The sequence below is a fragment of the Brachybacterium sp. HMSC06H03 genome, assembly GCF_001807385.1.
GTDB lineage: Bacteria > Actinomycetota > Actinomycetes > Actinomycetales > Dermabacteraceae > Brachybacterium > Brachybacterium conglomeratum.
In genome coordinates this window covers 1,281-22,668 of the sequence record NZ_KV788736.1, presented here as the reverse complement: position 1 = coordinate 22,668, position 21,388 = coordinate 1,281, and the positions used below count along the sequence as shown (strand labels likewise).

Annotated in this window: 19 protein-coding genes; 12 read left to right on the top strand and 7 right to left on the bottom strand. The window is 74.0% G+C overall.

The window, feature by feature from the left end; genetic code table 11:
- From HMPREF3159_RS06465 to HMPREF3159_RS06455, 3 genes are all read right to left on the bottom strand, one after another.
- Nucleotides 1-991: DUF4350 domain-containing protein (locus tag HMPREF3159_RS06465; RefSeq protein WP_070500200.1), on the bottom strand; the 991-nt coding region annotated here is incomplete at its 3' end.
- Entirely contained in the window at nt 988-1,641 is a 654-nt protein-coding gene (locus HMPREF3159_RS06460; RefSeq protein WP_070500199.1) for a DUF4129 domain-containing protein, read from the bottom strand. The genes HMPREF3159_RS06465 and HMPREF3159_RS06460, both read right to left, overlap by 4 nt.
- A complete protein-coding gene (locus HMPREF3159_RS06455; RefSeq protein WP_070500198.1) occupies nt 1,638-2,804 on the bottom strand; it encodes a glycerophosphoryl diester phosphodiesterase membrane domain-containing protein in 1,167 nt (388 codons plus the stop codon). The genes HMPREF3159_RS06460 and HMPREF3159_RS06455 overlap by 4 nt, the downstream gene beginning before the upstream one ends.
- A gap of 249 nt (nt 2,805-3,053) precedes the next feature.
- On the opposite strand from HMPREF3159_RS06455, the gene mtrA reads away from it, so the two are divergent.
- From mtrA to secA, 7 genes are all read left to right on the top strand, one after another.
- On the top strand, nt 3,054-3,749 hold the full coding sequence (gene mtrA, locus HMPREF3159_RS06450) for an MtrAB system response regulator MtrA (RefSeq protein WP_070500197.1): 696 nt from the start codon (nt 3,054-3,056) through the stop codon (nt 3,747-3,749).
- Nucleotides 3,750-3,765: 16 nt separating this feature from the next.
- Nucleotides 3,766-5,544 carry an MtrAB system histidine kinase MtrB gene (gene mtrB, locus HMPREF3159_RS06445; RefSeq protein WP_070500196.1) on the top strand — a complete coding sequence of 593 codons (1,779 nt, stop codon included), beginning with the start codon at nt 3,766-3,768 and terminating at the stop codon, nt 5,542-5,544.
- Nucleotides 5,541-7,244, top strand: a complete 1,704-nt coding sequence (locus HMPREF3159_RS06440) for an LpqB family beta-propeller domain-containing protein (RefSeq protein ID WP_070500195.1) — start codon at nt 5,541-5,543, stop codon at nt 7,242-7,244. The genes mtrB and HMPREF3159_RS06440 overlap by 4 nt, the downstream gene beginning before the upstream one ends.
- 149 nt (nt 7,245-7,393) lie before the next feature.
- Entirely contained in the window at nt 7,394-8,272 is an 879-nt protein-coding gene (locus tag HMPREF3159_RS06435; RefSeq protein WP_070500194.1) for a phosphoribosyltransferase family protein, read from the top strand.
- A 185-nt stretch (nt 8,273-8,457) separates the two neighbouring features.
- Complete coding sequence (gene hpf / locus HMPREF3159_RS06430) at nt 8,458-9,126, top strand: ribosome hibernation-promoting factor, HPF/YfiA family (protein WP_070500193.1); 669 nt, start codon at nt 8,458-8,460, stop codon at nt 9,124-9,126.
- A 157-nt stretch (nt 9,127-9,283) separates the two neighbouring features.
- Nucleotides 9,284-10,537, top strand: coding sequence for a winged helix-turn-helix domain-containing protein (locus HMPREF3159_RS06425; RefSeq protein ID WP_070500192.1), 1,254 nt, complete (start codon nt 9,284-9,286; stop codon nt 10,535-10,537).
- Nucleotides 10,538-10,701: 164 nt separating this feature from the next.
- Nucleotides 10,702-13,683 (top strand): preprotein translocase subunit SecA, encoded by a 2,982-nt coding sequence (gene secA, locus HMPREF3159_RS06420; RefSeq protein WP_070500191.1) that lies wholly within the window; start codon nt 10,702-10,704, stop codon nt 13,681-13,683.
- Between the two features lie 69 nt (nt 13,684-13,752).
- On the opposite strand, the gene HMPREF3159_RS06415 is transcribed toward secA, so the two are convergent.
- Together HMPREF3159_RS06415 and HMPREF3159_RS06410 are read right to left on the bottom strand one after the other, a co-directional pair.
- Nucleotides 13,753-14,154 carry an Rv3235 family protein gene (locus HMPREF3159_RS06415; protein ID WP_070500190.1) on the bottom strand — a complete coding sequence of 134 codons (402 nt, stop codon included), beginning with the start codon at nt 14,152-14,154 and terminating at the stop codon, nt 13,753-13,755.
- A complete protein-coding gene (locus HMPREF3159_RS06410) occupies nt 14,151-15,221 on the bottom strand; it encodes a hypothetical protein (RefSeq protein ID WP_070500189.1) in 1,071 nt (356 codons plus the stop codon). The genes HMPREF3159_RS06415 and HMPREF3159_RS06410 overlap by 4 nt, the downstream gene beginning before the upstream one ends.
- A 389-nt stretch (nt 15,222-15,610) precedes the next feature.
- Here HMPREF3159_RS06410 and HMPREF3159_RS06405 point away from each other — a divergent pair, with 389 nt between their 5' ends.
- Nucleotides 15,611-16,156: a hypothetical protein gene (locus HMPREF3159_RS06405; protein ID WP_070500188.1), complete on the top strand. Its 546-nt coding sequence runs from the start codon at nt 15,611-15,613 to the stop codon at nt 16,154-16,156.
- Between the two features lie 112 nt (nt 16,157-16,268).
- Here HMPREF3159_RS06405 and HMPREF3159_RS06400 read toward each other — a convergent pair whose 3' ends face one another.
- Entirely contained in the window at nt 16,269-16,508 is a 240-nt protein-coding gene (locus HMPREF3159_RS06400; protein ID WP_070500187.1) for a helix-turn-helix domain-containing protein, read from the bottom strand.
- 233 nt (nt 16,509-16,741) lie between these two features.
- On the opposite strand from HMPREF3159_RS06400, the gene HMPREF3159_RS06395 reads away from it, so the two are divergent.
- From HMPREF3159_RS06395 to HMPREF3159_RS06385, 3 genes are read left to right on the top strand one after another with little or no spacing between them, the layout of a single operon-like run.
- Nucleotides 16,742-17,362: an SAF domain-containing protein gene (locus tag HMPREF3159_RS06395; RefSeq protein ID WP_224765239.1), complete on the top strand. Its 621-nt coding sequence runs from the start codon at nt 16,742-16,744 to the stop codon at nt 17,360-17,362.
- A complete protein-coding gene (locus HMPREF3159_RS06390; RefSeq protein ID WP_070500186.1) occupies nt 17,359-18,633 on the top strand; it encodes a CpaE/TadZ family protein in 1,275 nt (424 codons plus the stop codon). Before HMPREF3159_RS06395 ends, HMPREF3159_RS06390 begins: the two co-directional genes overlap by 4 nt.
- Nucleotides 18,634-18,645: 12 nt before the next feature.
- Nucleotides 18,646-19,092, top strand: a complete 447-nt coding sequence (locus HMPREF3159_RS06385; RefSeq protein ID WP_070500185.1) for a DUF6912 family protein — start codon at nt 18,646-18,648, stop codon at nt 19,090-19,092.
- A gap of 10 nt (nt 19,093-19,102) precedes the next feature.
- Here the strand turns inward: HMPREF3159_RS06385 and HMPREF3159_RS06380 are convergent, their stop codons facing one another.
- Complete coding sequence (locus tag HMPREF3159_RS06380; protein ID WP_070500184.1) at nt 19,103-19,609, bottom strand: DUF2505 domain-containing protein; 507 nt, start codon at nt 19,607-19,609, stop codon at nt 19,103-19,105.
- A gap of 94 nt (nt 19,610-19,703) precedes the next feature.
- On the opposite strand from HMPREF3159_RS06380, the gene HMPREF3159_RS06375 reads away from it, so the two are divergent.
- Complete coding sequence (locus tag HMPREF3159_RS06375; protein ID WP_062950093.1) at nt 19,704-21,215, top strand: sensor histidine kinase; 1,512 nt, start codon at nt 19,704-19,706, stop codon at nt 21,213-21,215.
- Nucleotides 21,216-21,388 lie beyond the last annotated feature (173 nt).

The following is a 21,388-nucleotide window of genomic DNA, read 5'->3' as shown; positions in this document are numbered from 1 at the left end:
CCTGCTGCAGGAGCCGTGCCCGGCCGAGCACCAGCTCCTGGGGGCGCACGGTCACCGGCAGCGGCTCGACCACCACGGGGCCGGGGCGTCGGCCCAGCGCGATCAGCGCCAGCGCCGCGGCCAGCACGAGCCAGGCCGCGACCGGACCGATCCACCCGGGCAGGTGGTCGACGAGCGACGGCGAGGAGGTCCCCTGGGGATCCGTCGCCGAGGGCACGTACCAGGTCAGCTCCTCGGAGGCGGACAGGGCGTTCAGCGCGAGCGCGGAGTTGTCGGCCCGGCCCACGCCGTCGTTGGTGAGCAGGTCGGGGCTGCCGAGCACGAGCACCCCGTCGGACTCGGCGACGAGCGCGCCGCCCTCCGCCTCGAAGCACGTCGAGGCCCCCGCGTCGGTCGCGGTGTAGAGAGAGGCGGGCCCGTCCAGGGCGTCCTCCGCATCGGGCACCTCGAGCACGCGGGCGCCGTGGGACAGGTCGCCGCAGGCCGCGCCGGCCTCGACCCGCGTCTGCTCGCGAAGAGCACCGGTGGGGATGATGCCGGAGGCGAGATATGAGAGGGCGACGAAGTCGGGCCGGAGCACGATCAGCCGGCCCCCGCCCTCCTCCCGCGCCTCCGCGAGCATCGTGAGCTGCTCGCCGCTGAGTCTCTTCGGCGCGGTCAGCAGCACGGTCCCGCCCGCTCGGAGGTCCTCGGCGGCGTCGGCCGTGTGCCGCCTCGTCTCGACCTCGACGCCGAGGTCGCCGAGCACCTGGACGACGGCCTTCGCCCCCTGGCCGGTAGGGGCGTCGGGCTCGAGCGGGCCGTCGCGGTACAGGCCCCGCGCCACGGAGACGAGGACCGCGGCGATCACCGCGAGAGCGACGGCGGCGACGAGCCAGGGGCGTCGCCGCTCCTGCGCGGCGCCGAGGGGAGCGCCCGGTCCCGGCGGGGCGGCGTCCGTCCCCGCCGTGCCACGGGGCGCGGCGGGCTCGGTCGGTGCGGGGGCGCTCATGCGCGGGCCCCTGTCTCGGCCTGCTCGAGCGCGGAGAGGTCGGGGGACGTCTCGGCGATGTACTCGGCCAGGCGCAGCATGTCCTCGGCCGGCTTCGCCCCGACGCTCCGCACCGAGTAGGCGGCCGTGTCGAAGGCGTCCGCCCCTCGCTGGAGCCGGCCCCGCAGGTCGGGGAAGGTGAGCGCGGCACGGGTCGCGGCCTCGTGGGCGGTCATGCCGGTCGCGACGTCCAGCAGGGTGCGCTCCTCGAGGTCGCGCACCAGCGCGCGCAGCGCGAGCACGGTCCCGTCGTCGGTGCGTCCCGCGCCGATCGCGTCGCGAGCGGCGCCGCGCAGCTCCTCCCCGCTGAGCACCGGCTCGGCGTCGAGCGCCGCGTCGACGGCGAGGGCGGGGCTGCGGCGCAGCAGGCCGGTGCGCCGCAGCACCAGCACCACGACCGCGGCGAGGACCAGCGCCAGCACCACCGCGATCACGGTCTGCGTGGCCGAGGACCCGTCGACGCCGTCGACCATGCGCGCCAGCCAGTCCTCGATCGCGCCGAGCAGCCAGGCGACGAAGCCGGGGGAGTCGTCGTACTCGTCCTTCGCGAGCTCCTCGAGGATCCGCTCGCGCGCCTCGTCGGGGCCGAGCCGCGGCGCGGCCGGGATCATCGGGCCTCGTCCGCCGCCCAGGCGTCACGGGCCCGGCGGGTGAGCTCCACGTCCCAGGCCTCGTCGCGCATCCGCACATCGGCGTACAGCGCGGTGTACCCGGCGGAGAGGAACGGAGCCAGGAGGAAGGTCGCCAGATACGTGCCGAGCATCGAGAGGATGGTCAGCAGAGCCACGCCCAGCACCACCGCCTCCCCGGCGCTGACCAGCAGGATCGCAAAATACGCGATGCCGGCGACCATGCTGAACACCCCCGAGACGGTGTACAGGACGACCATGTACAGCACGTACAGCAGCACCGCGATGCCGAGCACCCGCCACAGGCGCCTGCCGCGGGTGAGCGCGAAGCCGCGGCGGATCGCGCCGAGCACGCCCGTCTCCTCGAGGACCAGCGCCGGGATCGCCAGCACGGTCCGCGCCCACAGCCACAGCATCGCCAGCAGGCCCACGACCGTGCCGAGCAGGATCGGGAGGATCGTCAGCCAGCCCGGCTCCTGCACGATCAGGATCGGCGCCAGCCCGAGCGCGAAGGGCACCATGAACAGGATCGTCGACATCAGCGCGATGAGCAGGCTCACGCCGAGGGCGGGCAGGCCCCGGCGCCGCATCGTCGCCCACATCTCGGAGGTCGGGAGCGGCGTTCCGGTCGCCTCGCCGAGCGCGAGGCGGGTCAGGGCGACCGTGACCAGGGAGGCCGCGACCATCGTGACGAGGCCCGTGATCACGCTGGTGACCACGGTCAGGACGATGTCGCCGACGGTGCCGGTGAAGGGGACCTCGCTCGAGCCTGTGGGGTCCTGCATCGCGGCCTGCATGTCGCCGATCATCGGCATCATCCCCGCCCCGGTGGACAGGGTGATGAGCACGAAGGCGACCCCGTACACCGCGGCGGAGACGCCGAGCACCGCACGGGTGCGCAGGCGATAGATACGCACGGCCGCCCCGAGGATCTCGCCGAGCCCCAGCGGCCGCAGCGGGAACAGCGGCACGGACTGCACCAGCTCGCGCTGCGGCGCGCCCGTCGGGGCCGGACCTCCCGGCCCCGCGGGATCGTCGGGCGCGGAGGGGGCCGGCTGCCCCCAGCTGCCGGGGCCGCCGGAGCCTCCTGGGCCTGTCGGCTCGCTCGGGACCTCCGCCCCGGGGGCGGTCCACGGACTGCTCATCGGTGCTCCTCCATGATCTGGTGCTCGTCCCCGTCGCAGCGGGTCGAGCAGGACTGCTGGAGCCGACCCTACGGAGTGGTGGCCTCGCCGCCGATACGACGAACGTCGACACCCCGGCGTCTTCCGGCGGCCGGACGTCGTGGGACCGGGCGTCGAGGGGCGGGGCGCGGTGCTCGGGGCGCCCGCGAGGCTACCGCCCGGACACCCCGGCGACCGGGCTCCCCGGCGTCGGCCCCGTCCGGTGGCACAATGACCACCATGACGACGCCTTCACGGATCCTCGTGGTCGACGACGATCAGGCGATCGCCGAGATGGTCGGGATCGTCCTGCGCGGCAAGGGCTTCGAGGTCGCGACCTCGCCCGACGGCGCCTCCGCCCTGGAGGCGTTCCCACGCCTGCGCCCCGACCTCGTGCTCCTGGACCTCATGCTCCCCGGAATGGACGGCATCGAGGTGTGCCGTCGGATCCGGCGCGAGTCGGGGGTCCCGATCATCATGCTCACCGCCCGCACCGACACCGCCGACGTGGTCGAGGGGCTCGAGGCGGGCGCCGACGACTATCTCACCAAGCCCTTCGAGCCCGAGGAGCTGGTGGCGCGGATCAAGGCGCGGGTGCGCCGCGTCGAGCCGCCCACCACCGAGCAGCTGACCATCGGCGACCTCACGATCGACGTCGACGGCCACGAGGTGCGCCGGGACGGGGAGCTGATCTCCCTCACCCCGCTCGAGTTCGACCTCCTCACCCAGCTGGCCCGCAAGCCCTGGCAGGTCTTCACCCGCGACGTGCTGCTGCGCGACGTGTGGGGATACCGCCACAGCGCCGACACGCGCCTGGTCAACGTGCACGTGCAGCGGCTGCGCTCGAAGATCGAGCAGGACCCGGAGAACCCCTCGATCGTGGTGACCGTGCGCGGGGTCGGCTACCGCGCGGGGAGCGGGTCCTGAGCGTGCCCGCGCCGCGGTGAGCGCTCCGGAGGGGGGCCGGCCCCCGGCGCCCCGGCGCGACCGTCTCCGGCAGGCCGCGGACCCGCGCAGCTGGTCCCTCGCGCTGCGGGTCGTGCTGGTGACCACGCTGCTGTCGACGCTGGCGCTGCTGGCCGTCGGCGCCTATCTCTCCACCGTCATCGCCGACGGGCTCTACGAGCAGCGCCGCGACCGGGTCCTCGAGGAGACGGTCGAGGTGCGCGACGAGCTGGGGGAGTCCCTCGCCCAGCTCTCCGGCGCGACCAGCACCCAGCAGCAGGACGCGGTCAGCGCGTTCGTGCAGTCCACGGGCGGGCAGGGCGGCGGCGACCGCCGCGAGGTCGCGCTCGTGCCCGTGGAGACGACGGGGACCGTCTTCCCGGTCGCCTCCTCCGACCGGACCCTCTTCGACGAGGTCGACGACGAGTTCGCGACCGCCGTCGCCGCGCAGCCCGACGCCGTCTCCTGGCGCTCGATCGGGAGGGAGGACGAGACGGGGCGCACCGAGCCCGCGCTGCTCGTGGGCACCCGGGTGGTGGTGCCCGGCGCGGGCTCCTACGACCTGTACCTCATCTACTCCTTCCAGGAGGAGCAGGAGACCCTCGCCTTCGTCCAGCGGGTGATCCTCGGCGGAGGGATCGTGCTGCTGAGCCTCATCCTCGGCATCGCGATCGCCATCGCGCGCATGGTCACCACCCCGCTCAAGCGCGCCGCGCACGCCGCCGAGCGGATGGCCGCCGGGGACCTCACCAGCCGTGTCGAGGTCGCGGGCGCCGACGAGCTCGCCCGGGTGGGGGAGTCCTTCAACGACATGGCCCGCAGCCTCGAGCAGAAGGTCGACGACCTCACCGAGCTCTCCCGCGTCCAGCAGCGCTTCGTCTCCGACGTCTCCCACGAGCTGCGCACCCCGCTGACCACGATCCGGATGGCCTCCTCGGTGCTGGACTCGCGCCGCCAGGAGCTGCCCGGGGAGCTGCAGCGCACCACCGAGCTGCTGGCCGCGCAGGTGCAGCGCTTCGAGGTGCTGCTGGCGGACCTGCTGGAGATCTCCCGCTTCGATGCGGGCGCGGCGCAGCTCGAGGCCCTGCGCGAGGACATGGATGCGCTGGTCATGCGTGCGGTTGAGGACGTGCGCCCGCTCGCCGGGGCACGCGGCTGCCTGCTGGACGTGCGCCTCGGCGAGGGAGCCTCCACCGCGGTCGTCGACGCGCGGCGGGTGGACCGGATCCTGCGGAACCTGCTGACCAACGCGATCGAGCACGGCGCGGGCAGCCCGGTGCTGGTCCAGACCGCGGGCGACGAGGACGCCGTCGCCGTGGTGGTGCAGGACTTCGGCCACGGCATCTCCCCGGAGGACGCCCGTCGCGTCTTCGATCGGTTCTGGCGCGCGGACCCCTCCCGCGCCCGCACCCTCGGCGGGACGGGGCTCGGCCTGTCGATCTCCGCCTCCGACGCCCACCTGCACGGCGGCTGGCTGCAGGCTTGGGGACAGGAGGGCGAGGGCGCGGTCTTCCGGCTCACGCTCCCGCGCCGCCCCGGCACCGAGCTGGTCCGCTCCCCGCTGCGGCTGGAGCGGCCCTTCGACCGCGCCCTCGCCGACGCCGCCGTCTCCCCGACGCCGACCGGCGAGATCCGCATCGGCCCCGACCTGCTGCCCGATCTCGACACCACCGACCTCGACCATCCCGCCGGCGAGGACGCCGCGGCCCGGCACCCCGAGGGGGAAGGCCCCGGCGAGGACGCCGCGGCCGAGGAGAAGGACGCAGGAGCGCGATGAGACCCGACCGCCGCACCGTGCTGCACGCCCTCGGCGCCGCCGCCCTGCTGGGCCTCGGCGCAGGCTGCGCCCGCATCCCCGTCGACTCCGGGATCGACAGCCGCACCCTGACCGGCAGCTCCCATCCCGGAGCGCCCTACGTGCGCGCCCTGCCCCCGGCCGACGGCGCGACCGCCCAGGAGGTCCTGGCGGGCTTCGTCCAGGCCGGCGTCGGCTCCGAGGACGACTTCGCCGTCGCCCGCGCCTATCTCACCCAGGAGGCGAGCGCCGGCTGGGACCCCGAGGCTCGGATCACCATCTACTCCGGCAGCCAGGAGCTGCAGGTGCGCGAGGAGAGCGAGGGGCGCCTGGTGCTCGGCCTGCAGGCGGTCGCCGTGGTCGACGCCCGCGGGGTGCGCAGCGCGCTCGCCGGCCCCACCCCGCAGGAGCTCGCCGTCGCGGTGGAGAAGGCCGAGGACCAGTGGCGCCTGAGCGAGGTGCCCGACGGGATCTTCCTCTCCGAGGCGGCCTTCGAGACCCTCTACTCCCCGGCGCGCCTGTACTTCCTCGACGCCCGGGAACGGCATCTCGTGCCCGACCACCGCTGGCTGCCGCTGCGCCGCGGCGCCACGGCGGTGCTCGAGGGACTCGCCGCAGGACCGGCGGGCTTCCTCGAGGGGGCCGTGGGCAGTCAGATCCCCCGCGGCTCCGGCATCACGGACGCCGAGGTGGAGAGCGGGGCCGACGGCACCGCCCAGGTCGAGGTGCCGGGCGTGATCACCGGCCTGGCCGCGAAGCCGCGACGCCTGGCCCTGTCCCAGCTGGAGTCCTCGCTGCGCTCCCTGCGCAGCCTCTCCGTGGTGCGCCTCGTGCAGGACGGCAGGGAGCTGTCGCTCGAGGAGAACGGCCGGGTGGAGCGGGCCCTGCCGGGGCACCGGCCGATCGCCGCCGGACCCACCGGGGTGATCTCCCTGGCCGATCCCGGCAGTGCGGACCCTCCGCCGCAGCTCGTCCCCGACCTCGCCGGAAAGGAGATCGCCTCCCCGGCGATCGCCTCGGACGGCGGGCTCGCCGCCGCCCGCAGCCTCGACGGTGCGCAGGTGCTGATCGCCTCGACCGACGGCTCGGTCCCGCTGCGCGAGGCCGCGACGGGCACGGGCTTCGTCCCTCCCCGCATCGACGGCGCCGGCTGGGTGTGGACCTCCGTCGGCTCGAGCGCGGGCGCGCTGCTGGCCCTGTCCGGCAAGGGGGCCGAGCACGACGCGAAGGTCGATGCGCCCTGGCTCGCCGGACGTGAGGTGCGCGCCCTGGACATCGCCGCCGACGACACGCGGATGCTGGTGCTCTCCGACGAGGCGGGCGAGGGGCGGCTCGAGCTGTGCGCGGTGGTGCGTGACGCCGAGGGCGTCCCCTCCGCCCTCACCGAGCCGATCCTGGTGCGCACCTTCTTCGCCGACGTGCGCCAGATCAGCTGGTACGACGAGGGCACCGTCGTGGTGCTCGGGACCGATCCCGGCACCGGCGAGCTGCGCGCCCAGCTGCAGGTCCTCTCCGGCACCATCGAGCCGCTGCCCACCCCGCCGCCCGGCACAGTGCGGCTGACGGGCTCCGTGGTGGCCGAGACGGTCTGGGCCGCCGATGCGGAGGGGAACCTGCGCCGCACCGACGGCGAGGGCTGGCGCGGCGTCGAGGTGACCGGCCGCGATCCCGGCTTCTACTGACGCCGCCCGAGCTGATGACATCACCTGAGCTGCTGACGTCGCCCGAGCCGCTCCGCGTCCCGCCGCCGACCTCCCCTCCCCAGCGCCGCCCTGTCCACCGCCCGGCCCCGCCGCTCGCGCCGGGACGCTCCCGGTGCTGGGATCGGCTCATGCGCAGCGGAGCACCACGGCACGCCTCTCCTCGCACACGGCCCGGCCCCGGGGCTGGCCGGGGCGAGCGCGCACTCGCCCTGCTCGCGGAGGTCGCCGCGCAGACCTGCTCCCTCGTCGCGCCGCGCAGCTGCCCCTGCGGCCGGGACGGCACCCGGCTCTGCCCGGACTGCGCGGCGCTGCTGCAGGCCTCGCCGCTGCGGGTCGACGCCTGCTGCGATGCGCTCCAGGTGCTCAGCGCCGCCCGGGTGCGGGAGCAGAGCCGGGACGGGTTGCTCCTGCCCGCGGGCGTGGATCACAGTCCGCTCCTGCCCGTGCTCGCGCTCGGCGAGTACGGGGGAGACCTGCAGCGGCTCGTGCTCGCCTGGAAGAACGGCGGGATGCTGCACCTGTGCGGGGCGCTGGCCGCAGGACTCGCCCCCGCGGTGCGGCGGCTGGCCGAGGGATCGGGCGTCGCCCAGCCCCTCCTCGTCCCGGTGCCCTCCCGGCCGGCGGCCCGGCTGCGCCGCGGGGAGGACCACACCGCCGAGCTCGTGCGGGCGCTCGATCGAGAGGGCTCCGGGCGCGCACTCCTCCTGCGCGCCGCCCCGACCACCGCGCAGGAGGGACGCGGCGCCCGGGCCAGGAGGCTGCGGCGGATCCGCCTGGACCCCGCGCAGGCGCGGCGCGCCCGCGCCCTGGACGCCCCGGTGATCGTCGTCGACGACGTCGTCACGACCGGCGCGACGCTGCGCGGCATGCACGAGGCGCTCGACGCGGAGGGGATCGAGGTGCTCGGCGCGGCCGTGATCGCCTCCGCACGGGTGCCCGGGGTCGTCGCGCCCCCGGGACCGGATGAAGCGGCCCCGGGGCCGGGCGAAGCGGACGAAACCGGGTGAACAGCACGCGCACGGCCGGGAAGCTCGGGACGGATGGCCAGGAAACACCGAGGGAAACGTGGCATGCTTGGTGTTCCTCGCCACACATGGGCGAGCAGTCCTCGATCAGGAGGTGCGCACCCCGACCAAGAGCCATCGCGGCCGGGCTCCGAGCGGCCGCACCCGGACAGGAGGAGGAACCACTCATGGAGATCAATGTCGTCGGACGTCACATGGACGTCCCGGATCGTTTCCGCCGTCATCTCACCGAGAAGCTCGACAAGGTCACCCAGTTCGCTCCTGCGGCGCTCCGCGTCGACGTGGAGGTCTCGCAGGAGAAGAACCCTCGCCAGGCCGAGCTCAGCGACCGCGTCGAGCTCACCGTGCACGAGAACGGAGCGGTGATCCGCTCCGAGGCCCGTGCCGACGACCTCTACGGCGCGCTCGACATCGCCTACGGCAAGCTCCTCGAACGACTCCGTCGCGCCCGTGACCGGCGCAAGGACCATCGCCGCGGCCGCGACCGCGCCCACCAGGGGACCGGCGCGAGCCTGCGCACCATGCCCGCGGACCAGGAGCTGCCCGAGTCGCTGCGACCGGCCGAGGAACCGGCCGCCGAGAGCACCGAGACTCCCGAGCCCGGCGAGGCCCGCGAGGCCGACCTGGCCGAGGCGGGCAGCCCCGTGATCATCCGCGAGAAGAAGCACATCGCCAAGCCCATGAGCGTCGACGACGCGCTCTACCAGATGGAGCTCGTCGGCCACGACTTCTTCCTGTTCGTCGACGCCGAGTCCGGCAACCCCAAGGTGGTCTACCGCCGCAAGGGCTGGAGCTACGGCGTGATCGAGCTCGACGGGGAGCAGACAGCGTCCTGATCCGGGACCTGCTCCAGAGGGCGGGAGGGCATCGCGAGATGTCCTCCCGCCCGTCCGTCCACCCGGGACACCACCCGCCGCCCTCGGGGCGATGCGGGGGCCGGCGGGTGCGGCGCGGCCGAGGACCGCATCGGGGGCACGGGGGACGGAGCGAGCCGTGGCCGATGCGCTGAGCTGGAGCGCGGCCCGCCGCATCGCGCTGCGCGCCCAGGGGATGGGCGGCGCGCGCCGGACGACGATGCCGCAGGCTGCTGGCAGCAGGCGCGCCCTCGTCCGCACCCTGGAGCGCACCCATCTGCTGCAGATCGACTCCGTGAGCGTCTTCGCCCGCGCCCATCACCTGCCCGTCTTCACCCGCACCGGGATTCGGGACCCCGCGGCCCTCGACCGCGTCTCCCGGCCAGGCCGCTCCCGCCTGGTCCGCGAGACCCTCGCCCACGAGGCCGCGTTCACGACCGAGGAGGTCCACTCCCTGCTGGACTTCCGGCGCCGCGCCACCTCCGAGCGGGACTGGGGTGTGATCCGCGAGATCGCCACCACCTCCCCGCACCTGTTCCCCCAGGTCCGAGAGGCGCTCGCCGAGATCGGCCCCGCGAGCGCGGCGGCCCTCTCCCGCCACCTCGGCGACACCGAGCGGGGCGAGGGCTGGGGATGGCGGCGCACCCGCAGCCAGTGGGCCGTGGAGTACCTCTTCCGCAGCGGGGAGCTGGACTGCGTCGGCCGCAACTCCCAGTTCGAGCGGCTCTACACGCCGGCGTCCCCGCGCGAGGAGCCGCCCGTCCCCGAGGCGGAGGCGGTCGCCCGCCTGACGGCTCTCGCCACGCGCTCGCTCGGGGTCTCCGACCCGGGCGCGATCGCCGACTACTTCCGCCTCCGGATCGGCCAGGTGCGGCCCGCGATCGACGAGATGCTCGCGCGCGGCGAGCTGACCGAGGTCGAGGTCGCCCACCCCGCAGGGGCCCGCACCATGCTCCTCCACCGCGACGCGCCCGGCCCGAGCCCGCTGCGCACGACCGCCCTGGTCAGCCCCTTCGATCCGATCGTCTTCCACCGGCCGCGGCTCGAGCAGCTCTTCGACGTCGAGTACCGCATCGGCATCTACACCCCCGCCCCGCAGCGCACCACCGGCTACTACTCCCTGCTCCTCCTGCTCGGGGACGTGATCCCGGCGCGCACCGACCTGCGCGCGGACCGCGAGCGCGGGGTGCTGGAGGTGCGCGGCGTCTTTGCCGAACCGCTCCCGCGCCTGCCCGCCCGGCAGCGGCCCGGCACGGACCGCGTCGTCGCCGCGCTCGCCGAGGAGCTGGACCGGGCCGCGCGCTGGCAGGGCCTCGAGGCCGTCGAGGTGCGCACCGGGGAGGGGACGGGGGAGCTCTCCCGCCCCCTCGCCGCCGTGATCGCGGCGAGCTGAACCCGCCGCGCGGAGCGGTGCAGGTCCCGCGCCGCGGCCCGCCCGACCCCGCCTGGGTGCGTGAGGAGACCCGCAGGTGCTCTCCTCCACGGGCGACGACGCTTACGATGGGTCGGGCATCAGCCGTCCATGGGGACGTCCCCACCATCCACGGGAGCACACGAGTGGCCAACCTCTTCGACAAGATCCTGCGCGCCGGCGAAGGCCGGGAGGTCCGCAGGCTCGAATCCATCGCGAAGCGCGTGGGCGAGGCGGAGGACGTCTTCTCGGATCTCAGCGATGACGAGCTGCGCGCCGAGACCGACCACTTCAAGCAGCGCCTCGAGGACGGTGAGAGCCTCGACGACATCCAGGTCGAGGCGTTCGCGGCCGTGCGCGAGGCCGCGCACCGCACCCTCGGCCAGCGTCCCTACGACGTGCAGATCATGGGCGGCGCCGCCCTGCACCGCGGCCGCATCGCCGAGATGAAGACCGGTGAGGGCAAGACCCTCGTCGCGACCCTCCCCGCCTACCTCAACGCGCTCGCCGGGAAGGGCGTGCACGTCGTGACGGTCAACGACTACCTCGCCGGCTACCAGAGCGACCTGATGGGCCGTGTCTTCCGCACCCTGGGCCTGACCACCGGCGTGATCAAGTCCGGGATGACCCCGGCGGAGCGCCGCGAGCAGTACGCCGCCGACATCACCTACGGCACGAACAACGAGTTCGGCTTCGACTACCTGCGCGACAACATGACCCTCTCCCCGGAGGAGCGGGTCCAGCGCGGCCACTTCTTCGCGATCGTCGACGAGGTCGACTCGATCCTCATCGACGAGGCCCGCACCCCGCTGATCATCTCCGGCCCCGGCTCCGGGGACGCGAACAAGTGGTTCAGCGAGTTCGCGAAGGTCGTCACCCACCTGCGACGCGACCGCGACTACGAGGTCGACGAGAAGAAGCGCACCGTCGGCGTGCTCGAGTCGGGGATCGACGAGGTCGAGGACCACCTCGGCATCGACAACCTCTACGAGTCGCTGAACACCCCGCTGATCGGCTTCCTGAACAACGCCATCAAGGCCAAGGAGCTGTTCAAGCGCGACAAGGACTACGTGGTCCTCAACGGCGAGGTGATGATCGTCGACGAGCACACCGGGCGCATCCTCGCCGGCCGCCGCTACAACGAGGGCATGCACCAGGCCATCGAGGCGAAGGAGGGGGTGAAGATCAAGGCGGAGAACCAGACCCTCGCCACGATCACCCTCCAGAACTACTTCAAGCTCTACGAGAAGCTCTCGGGCATGACCGGCACGGCCGAGACCGAGGCCGCCGAGTTCATGAACACCTACAAGCTCGGCGTGGTCCCGATCCCCACGCACCGCCCGATGCAGCGCGTGGACCAGGCCGACCGCATCTACCGCACCGAGAAAGCGAAGTTCGACGCGGTCGTCGAGGACATCGTCGAGCGGCACGAGAAGGGTCAGCCGGTCCTGGTGGGCACCACCAGCGTGGAGAAGTCCGAGTACCTCTCGAAGCTGCTGAACGCCCAGGGCGTCGCCCACGAGGTGCTCAACGCCAAGAACCACGCCGGCGAGGCGGCGATCGTCGCGATGGCCGGTGCCAAGGGCGCGGTCACCGTCGCGACCAACATGGCCGGCCGCGGCACCGACATCATGCTCGGCGGCAACGTCGAGTTCATGGCGCATGCCGAGCTCGAGAAGCGCGGCCTGGACGCCGAGGAGGATCCGGAGGCCTACGAGGCTGCCTGGGACGAGGAGATCGAGCGCGCGAAGCAGGCCGTGGCCGAACAGCACGACGAGGTCGTCGAGCTCGGCGGTCTGTACGTGCTGGGCACCGAGCGGCACGAGTCGCGCCGCATCGACAACCAGCTGCGCGGTCGCTCCGGCCGACAGGGCGACCCGGGGGAGTCCCGCTTCTACCTCTCGCTCCAGGACGACCTGATGCGCCTGTTCAACTCTGGCGCCGCCGAGTCGCTGCTCGCCCGCGGCGGCGTGGACGAGTCGATCCCGCTGACGGGGCGGATGGTCTCCGGCGCGATCCAGCGCGCGCAGAACTCGATCGAGTCCCGCAACGCCGAGATCCGCAAGAACGTCCTGAAGTACGACGACGTCCTGACCAAGCAGCGCAAGAAGTTCTACGAGGAGCGTGCGCGCATCCTCGAGGGCGAGGAGCTCGATGCGCACATCGAGCGCTTCATCGAGGAGGTCATCGGCGGCACCGTCGACGCGCACACCGCCGGCAAGCCCGGCGAGGACGTCGACCTCGAGGAGCTGTGGGGCGCGCTGCGTGCGGCCTATCCCGTCTCCCTCACCCCGCAGGACGTCATCGACGAGGTGGGCGGCAAGGAGAACCTCGAGGCGAGCGAGCTCAAGCGGGAGATCCTCGCCGACGCGAAGCTCGCCTACGAGAAGCGCGAGGAGGAGCTCGGCGAGGAGGGGCTGCACCAGCTCCAGCGCCGGGTGCTGCTGTCGGTGATGGACCGCCGTTGGCGCGAGCACCTCTACGAGATGGACTACCTCAAGGAGGGCATCGGACTGCGCGCCATGGCCCAGCGCGACCCGCTCATCGAGTACGAGCGCGAGGGCCACCTCATGTTCAACGACATGATGGCCGGGGTGAAGGAGGACGTGGTCGGCTACGTCTACAACCTCGAGGTCCAGGTCGAGAAGGCCAAGCCCGTCGTCCCCCAGGCCGTCTCGGACCTGCTGCGCCGGACCGGCGCCAAGGCCGCGGCCGCCGTCGAGGCCGGTGCCGGCGCGAAGGCCGGGGCGGAGCCTGCGTCGACGGCGACGGGGGAGAAGGACGCGGACGCCGAGGCGACCGCCTCCGAGCACGCCGGCTCCGAGGCCGCCGGCTCCGCCGAGGCGGAGGACACGGAGGCCGAGGACCAGCTGAAGGCGGAGAGCTCCGTGGTGCTGCGCGCCAAGGGGCTCGACGACGGGCCGAACGAGCGCCAGCTGCGCTACAGCTCCGCCGAGGGCAGCGACGTCCAGGATTCCGGCACGCTCACCCGCGCTCAGCGCCGTCGCCGTGCGCGCGGCGATGACGGGACCGCTGCGAACACCGTCTCGGACAAGCCCGTGGGCGCTCCGCAGGGCGATGGCCTGAACAGGGCGCAGCGCCGCTCGGGCCGCCGCCGCAAGGGCTGATCGCGCCGACGTCGTACGGAAGAGCCCCGGGCCACGCGGCCCGGGGCTCTTCTCCTCCGATCTCGGGTCTCAGCCGATCTCGAGGACGGTCACCCTCCATCCGGAGTGCCGCAGCTCCCAGCGCATGGCGAGGAAGCGGGCACGGTCCGGCTCGCGCAGCACGCAGCTGGCCTCGACCGTGCGCTCGTTGACCACGCAGGTGCGCACGCCCGTGACCTGCAGCTGCCGGGGCGGGGCGTATCCCGTCGAGGCCCGCAGACGGCGGGTCAGCGCCGCCCGACGCGACAGGACCTGCTCGATCTCGGGCGTGACCAGCCGCGACAGCGCGTTCGTCGGCCGCATGTCCCGGATGATCTCGACGGCCCGGCGCGCAACCGGTGCGACCATCTGCTCCACGATCAGAGGATCCTCGGGTGCTCGGGAGGCGGCCCGGAGGGCGGCGTCGGCGGGGCGCTGATCGGTGGTGCTCATGACCGGGCCTCCTCGTCGAGAGAGGCCGGCACGGTGAGCACCTGGCCGGGGACCAGCAGATCGGGATCCTCGCCGATCACGTCACGGTTCTGCTCGTGCAGCAGGGGCCAGGCCTCCGCCAGCAGCGCAGGATGCTCCGGCCCGGGGCCGAGCGCGTCGTCCGTCAGCGACCACAGCGTGTCGCCCTTCTGGACGACCACGGTCCTCGGCGGCGGTGCGTCCGCGTCGCCCCCTGCATCGCCCGCCGCCTCGTCCGTGCCCGTCCCTGCGGTCTCGTCGTCGCCCGCGGACGGCTGAGTGCTCCCGGTCGCCGACGGGGTCGAGCCCGCGGCGGGCGGCTCGTCGGGGGAGTCCTGCGCCGGGTCCACCGGGGTGTCCGATGCCTCCGAGCCGTCCGGGGTACCTGCCCCGTCGGGGGTCTCGGAGCTGTCCGGGGACGCCTCGTCGGCGGGGCTCTCGGAGCGCGGCGACTCCTGCGCCCCCTTTGGCGCTTCGGTCCCCTCGGTTCCCGTCTCCTGCGGCGTGCCCTCGTCGGAGGGCTGCGCGGGCGCGTTCGTCGGCGACTCGTCGCCCTCCCCGTCGGGGGCGGCGCTCGTCGCCGGCTCCTGGGCGGCCGGTGCGGGATCTCCGCCCCAGCCGAGGGAGGGGAGGGGCTCTCCGGCACCGGACCGCTGAGGCTCCTCGGGCTCCGGCGTGGCCGGCTCGTCACCGGGGAGCTCCTGCGAGGTCTGGGACGTGGCCGGGGCGCTCTCCTCGAGCTGGAGCTGTTCGCTGGCCAGCGCCGGACCGAGCACCAGCCCGGTGGCGGCGGTGGCGACCGCGGCGCCCATGCTCACGCGACGGGCGAGGCGCGGGGCCAGCACCCGCAGGGCCGGCAGCAGCATGCGGCCGGTCCGCCCCGCGGGGCCGGCCAGGAGGATCGCGGCAGCGAGCCCCCAGATCAGCGCGAGGTACAGGCACAGCAGTGCCCCCGCACCCGCCAGCCCCACGAGCACCCAGCCGATCAGCTGCTCCTCGCCGTGAGCGCTGCCAGCGGTGCTCCCGAGCGTCCTCGCCGCCTGGGTCATCGCGACCGCACCTCCGGCGGCGGCGACCGCGCCCAGCGACGAGGCCCCCGCTCCCTGTGCTTCCTGCTCCCGTCCCCGGTCCCCCATGGCCTTCCCCTCGCCTCATGCTCCGCGGCGTCGGTCTTCCCGTTCGCCGTCCATCCCGATGATGTCGTTTGATGCAGTTTGGTGCGACTAGATCGCCTATGAGGAAAGGTAGCCCGATGTGACGCAGGCCGCAACTGTTCGAGGTGGCGATGTTCATCCTGGCCGGCTGTGGAGGGGAGGTCGCCCCTCCCGGAGGACGCGCCCCGGTCCCGGCGGGACCATCCCGGTCCCGGCGGGCTGGTTCGCGTCCCCGATGTGCCGTCCGGGCCCGGCCGTCGCTCGGCGAGCCCTACAGTGGGCCCATGCGCTTCGAGAGGATCTTCGAGGACCTCGAGGGACGGTTCGAGCACCACGAGCAGGAGGAGCTGCGGGCCGTCTCCGAGGATCTCGCGCGTGCCGAGCGCGCCCAGCTGACCCTGGCCGACCGGCTCCGCGGTGCGGGCCGGCGCGAGCTCGCCCTGCACGTCGGATCGGGGCTGCGCCTGGTGGGGGTCGTGGAGGAGGTCGGCGCCGGGTGGGTCTCGCTGCGCGAGACCCGCACCGCTCAGCGCGCCGTCGTGCCGCTCGGCGCGATAGGCATCGTGGAGGGCCTCTCCTCGCGGGCCCGGCCGGCGCAGGAGTCGCTGCGCTCGCCGCTGGGGCTGGGGTCGGTGCTGCGCGAGATCGCACGGGACCGCAGCGTCGTGCGCCTGGAGACGACCGCGGGCACCGTGCTCGGCAGGATCGCCGGTGTCGGCGCGGATGCGCTGGACGTGCTGTCGCTGCCGACGGGGGAGTCCAGCAGCGTGCCCGGCTCCGCCCGGCTCACGGTGACCATGTCGTCCCTGTTCGCGGTGCTGCCGCGCTGAGGGGACCCGGTGCGGCGCCGGCCCGGACGGACGGGGCGGCACGGTGTAGCCCTGGCGGCCAGGGAACGTCCTGATCCGGCTCAGGAGCGGTCGTCGACGGTCGCCCGGACGGTCAGGGGCGGCCCTCGGACGCGTCGCGTTCGAGTGCGCGCTCCTCCTCGAGCAGCGCCTCCGTGCGCCGGTAGCTCCGCTCGATGTAGGACTCGAGCTCTGTGACCTCGACCCGCCACTGGCCTCGGCCGCCCACCTTGATCGCGCGCAGCTCGCCGGAGCGCACGAGGGCGTACGCCTGCGAGGCCGAGATCGACAGCGTCTCCGCGACATCAGAGAGCGGGACGAAGCGTGGCGGCATCGACGATCCTTCCGGTCCGGGACGAGCGGGTCGCCCCAGTCTCTCATCCCCGAGCTGACAGGCGGCGGGAGCTGTGGACGAACGCTCCGTGCCGGTTGTCCACAGTCGGGGCGGACCGCCCCCATCCAGGCCCCGACTGCCGTAATCTCCCGGAAGGCGCGCCGCGAGCGTGCCGTGAACCAGGGGACGGACGAGGGGGACGGGGGACAGCTGTGGGGGCCACTGCACCGGTGATGAGGCTGCGCGCGCCGAGATGGAAGGATCCTCGGCTGATCGTCGGGATCGTGCTCGTGCTGGCGAGCGTGCTGATGGGGGCGCTGCTCGTCTCCCGGCTCTCCGCCACGACGTCCGTGCTCGTGGCGCGCGGTCCGATCGTGCCGGGCGATCCGCTGGAGAGCGCCGACCTCGCCACCGTCGAGCTCCGGCTCGGTGACCACCGCGAGCAGTACGTCGGGACTCTCGAGGCGATCCCGGAGGGCGCGGTCGCCACGCAGACCGTCCAGGCGGGGGAGCTGGTCCCCGTCTCCGCGGTGGGGCAGAGCCAGGACGTGCCGCTGCGACCCGTGGTGATCCCGGTGGAGGCGACGGTCGCCGAGTCCGTGGTGCCGGGCTCCTCCGTCGAGCTGTGGCACACCTCGCCGTCGGTCGACGACGGCGGCACCGGCGAGGCCGAGCTGCTCGTGCCCGACGCCGTGGTGCGCCGCATCGACGAGGGGAGCTCGCTGGGCATGCGCTCGATGTCGGTGGAGGTCCTCGTGCCGGCCGACGACCTCGCCGCGGTGCTCGAGGTCCTCTCCCAGGACGAGCGCCTCGACGTGATCGGGGTGCCCGGCGCCCACGGGGTCACGCCGTGATCGACATCGTCCTGTGCGCCTCCGGCAGCGACGAGGTCCGCATCGTCCACGACCTCGCGATGGACCGCTCCCGCCCCGCGCGCGTCGTGCGCCGCTGCGCGGATCTCACCGAGACCCTCGCGGTCGTCTCCGCGGGCATCGGGGACGTGGTCCTCGTGGACCTCTCCGTGCGAGGGCTCAGCCGCGACGCCGTCGCGACGATGCTCCGGGGCGCCGCGGTGATCGGGCTGCGCTCCCGCGAGGAGTCCGAGGCCACCACCTTGGGCCTGCGCCACGTGCTGAGCTCCGACGCCCCGATCGACGAGATCCTCGCCGCGGTCACCGCCGCGGTCTCCGGCGGGGAGGAGCACGACGACTGGGTGCAGGAGGCGGCCGCGGAGCCGGCGCAGGAGGCGGGACGCCTGGTGGCCGTGTGGGGGCCGACCGGCGCCCCGGGGCGCTCGACGATCGCGGCGAACCTCGCCGCGGAGACCGCCCTGGCCGGGCACGGCACGGTGCTCGTGGACGCCGACACCTACGGCCCCTCCCTGAGCCAGCTCCTCGGCGTGCTCGACGAGGCGCCCGGACTGGTCGCCGCCGCCCGCGCCCACGACCGCGACACCCTCACCGAGGAGACCCTCGACGCGCTCCTGCCCGTCGTGCAGCCTCACCTGCGCCTGCTCTCCGGCATCGGCGTGCCCGGCCGGTGGGCGGAGCTGCGGCGCGGGGCGATGGACGGGGTGTGGAACGCGCTGCGTCGCCGCGGCGAGACCGTCATCGCCGACATCGGCCCCGTGCTGGAGGAGGACGAGGAGCTCAGCTACGACACCGCCGCGCCGCAGCGGAACTCCGCCGCCCTCAGCACGCTCGAGGCCGCCGATGCCGTGATCGCCGTGGTCGGCGCCGATCCCGTGAGCATCACTCGGCTGCTGCGGGACCACAGCCGCCTCGAGGAGCTCGGCGTGCAGGAGCTGCACGTCATCGTCAACCGGGTCGGTGCGCCGGTCCCCGGCGACCGGCTGCGCGACCTGATCGCCTCCCGCATGCAGGTCGACTCCCTGCACCTGCTGCCCGACGACCCCGTCGCCTGCCGCACCGCCGTGTGGGACGGCGCGCTGCTCAGCGAGGCCGCGCCCCGCTCGCCCCTGCGCCGCGGGCTGCGCGACATCGCCGCCTCGATGCTCGTCCCCGCCGCCGAGGACGACGGAGTCGGCGGAGAGCCGGAGGCGGGAGCATCCCCGGCACCGGCGCGCGGATGGAGGGAGCGCGTGCTCGGGCGTGCCCGCCGGTGAGAGGATGACGGCATGAGGATCTATCTGCCGCTGACCGCAACGGATCGTGCCTCCCTCGAGCTCGCGAGCACTCGCCTCGAGCTCCCGGCGGGACGTGCGGCCTGGGCCGTCACCGCTTCGGCCGAGAGGGACTTCCCCGGCGAGGATCTCGAGGACCTCGAGTACGAGGCGCTGCAGGACGCCGTCCACGTCGCCTACGGCGCCGGATCCCCGACGCAGCGCGCCATGGTGATCGCCTTGGACGTGCCGGATGCGGCGATCGGCGACGCCGCCGACGGAGGAGCCTTCGGCGTCCTCCTGGGCACCCCCGCCTCGGCGCGGATCGCGAGCTTCCACGTCACCGAGCTCGACGCCGCCGCGGCCGAGGCCGACGACACCGACCCCGCCCTGCTGTGGTTCGACGTCGTCGAGGCGCGCGAGGCCCTCGCCTATCTCGACGGGGCCGAGGCCGCCGGCTGAACGCCCTGCCTCAGGCGCCCGAGCGGTCCCGGTAGGCCGCGGCGGAGCGCTCCTCGGCCCGCAGCACCGTGGACACGTACGGCACGGCAGCCCTCTCGATCTTCGACCCCAGCAGCGGAACCTTCGCCACCAGGTCCCCGTCGATCTCGACGTCGCTGCGCGCCTGGTCCAGGGCCGCGAGGCGCAACGTCCCCGTCAGGCCGGCAGGGGTCCCCACCACGTCCAGGCGCATCGTGCCGGTGCGCGAGCCGTCGGGCTCGGGTCCGGACCAGGACTGGACCTCCTTCACCGTCACGGAGGCGCCCACGAAGGGGCGGACGATGTCCGGGACCCGGTCCGTGGGCAGCACCAGCTCGGTGGCGACCGTGAACGCCCCGGCGGGATCGCCCTCGACGTGCGAGGACGCCTCGTTCGCGCCGAGCGTCTCCCGACGGATCGACGCGTACTCGGGATCGGCGTACATCGCGGCGGCCGAACGGGCCGGAAGGGGCAGGTGCAGGGTCTCGCGCAGCTTCATCGGGGTCCTTCCCTCGGGGAATGTCCGCGTCAGCCTAGAGCAGGCCGGGCGGGCGACTCGCGCTCGTGCCCGGCCCGACGCATATCCTGGCCCCATGCCGAGCCTGTCCAAGTTCCTCGCCGACAACCGTGCCCTCACCGAGAAGGAGGCGGACTGGCTCCAGCACCTCGTCGGGGACTGGAACCTCTTGTCCGATCTGCTGCGCTCCGACCTCGTGCTGTGGCTGGCGGAGGACGACGGCCCGCTCGCTGTCGCGCACTGCCGCCCGGCGACCGGATCGACCGTCTACTACGAGGATCCCGTCGGGACCGTGCGCACCGTCGGGGTCGACGGCGCGGAGGATGCCGAGGGCGCCGAGATCGCCCGGCTGCTGGCCGGGGGCGAGCCCTCCGAGGAGCCCACCCGGATCGAGCGCGAGGGCCGCAGCGCCACCGGCGTGATGGTCCCGGTCCGCAAGAACGGCCGCACCCTGGCCGTCCTCGCCGCCGAGGCGCCCGAGTCCGACAACGACCCGAGCGACAACGAGACCCACCAGCGCCGGCTCGGCGCGCGCCTGCTGACGATGCTCCAGCACGGGGCGTTCCCCATCGAGGGAGCCCCGATCCCGCCCCGCCGCGGCGCGCCCCGCGTGGGCGACGGGGTCGTCGAGCTCGACGAGGCGGGAGTGGTGCAGTGGACCTCCCCGAACGCCCGCTCCGCCTTCCACCGCTTCGGGATCGCCGGCGACATGACCGGGACCACCCTCGCGGAGCTGTCCACCGAGGTGCTGCAGTCCCGCAGCCCCGTGGACGAGTCGCTGCCGCTGGTGCTGATGGGGCGGGCGGCCTGGCGCTCGGACATGCAGGCCCGGGGCGGCACCCTGTCCCTGCGGGCCGTGCCGCTGACCGACGCCGGCAAGCGCACCGGCGCCGTGATCCTGGTGCGCGACGTGACCGAGCTGCGGCGTCGGGAGCGGGAGCTGATCACCAAGGACGCGACGATCCGTGAGGTCCACCACCGGGTGAAGAACAACCTCCAGACCGTCGCGGCGCTGCTGCGGATGCAGTCGCGGCGGATGAAGACCGACGAGGCGAGGGAGGCGCTCGCCGAGGCCATGCGGCGCGTCTCCACGATCGCGCTCGTGCACGAATCGCTGCTGCAGGGCTCGGAGGAGGCGGTCCACTTCGACGAGGTGATCGACCGGTGCCTGCGCCTCGCCGTCGACGCGGCGAGCGCGACCGTGCACCGGGCGGGCAGCCCGCGTCTGACCGACGGGCAGGTCGAGGTGCGCACCGAGAAGATCGGGCGGGTCGGTACGATCCGCGCCGAGGAGGCGACGCCGCTCGCCCTGGTGGTGACCGAGCTGGCGACCAACGCGGTCGAGCACGGGCTCTCCGAGACCGGCGGGACGCTCACGATCCGCAGCGAGCGGACGGGCTCCCATCTCGTGATCTGCATCGAGGACGACGGCAACGGCATGGGAGCGGCGAAGCCGACCGGTCTCGGCACGAACATCGCCCTCACGCTGGTGCAGGGGCAGCTCGGCGGCACGCTCACCTGGGAGGACCGAGGCGAGGGCGGGACCCGCGCGATCGTGGACGTCTACCTCGACCCGCTCACGATCTGAGGGGGAGGTACGGAGCCCCGGGGTGCTCGGCGAGGGTCCCGGGGAGGCCGACGGCACTGCCGCGGAGGTGGCCCGCGGCGCAGCCCCGGGAGCGGCTCGCGGCACGGCCCCGGGGGCGGCCTGCGACGCTGAGGAGGCGCGCCGCAGGCGAGGGGTCAGCTGGCGCGGCGGGC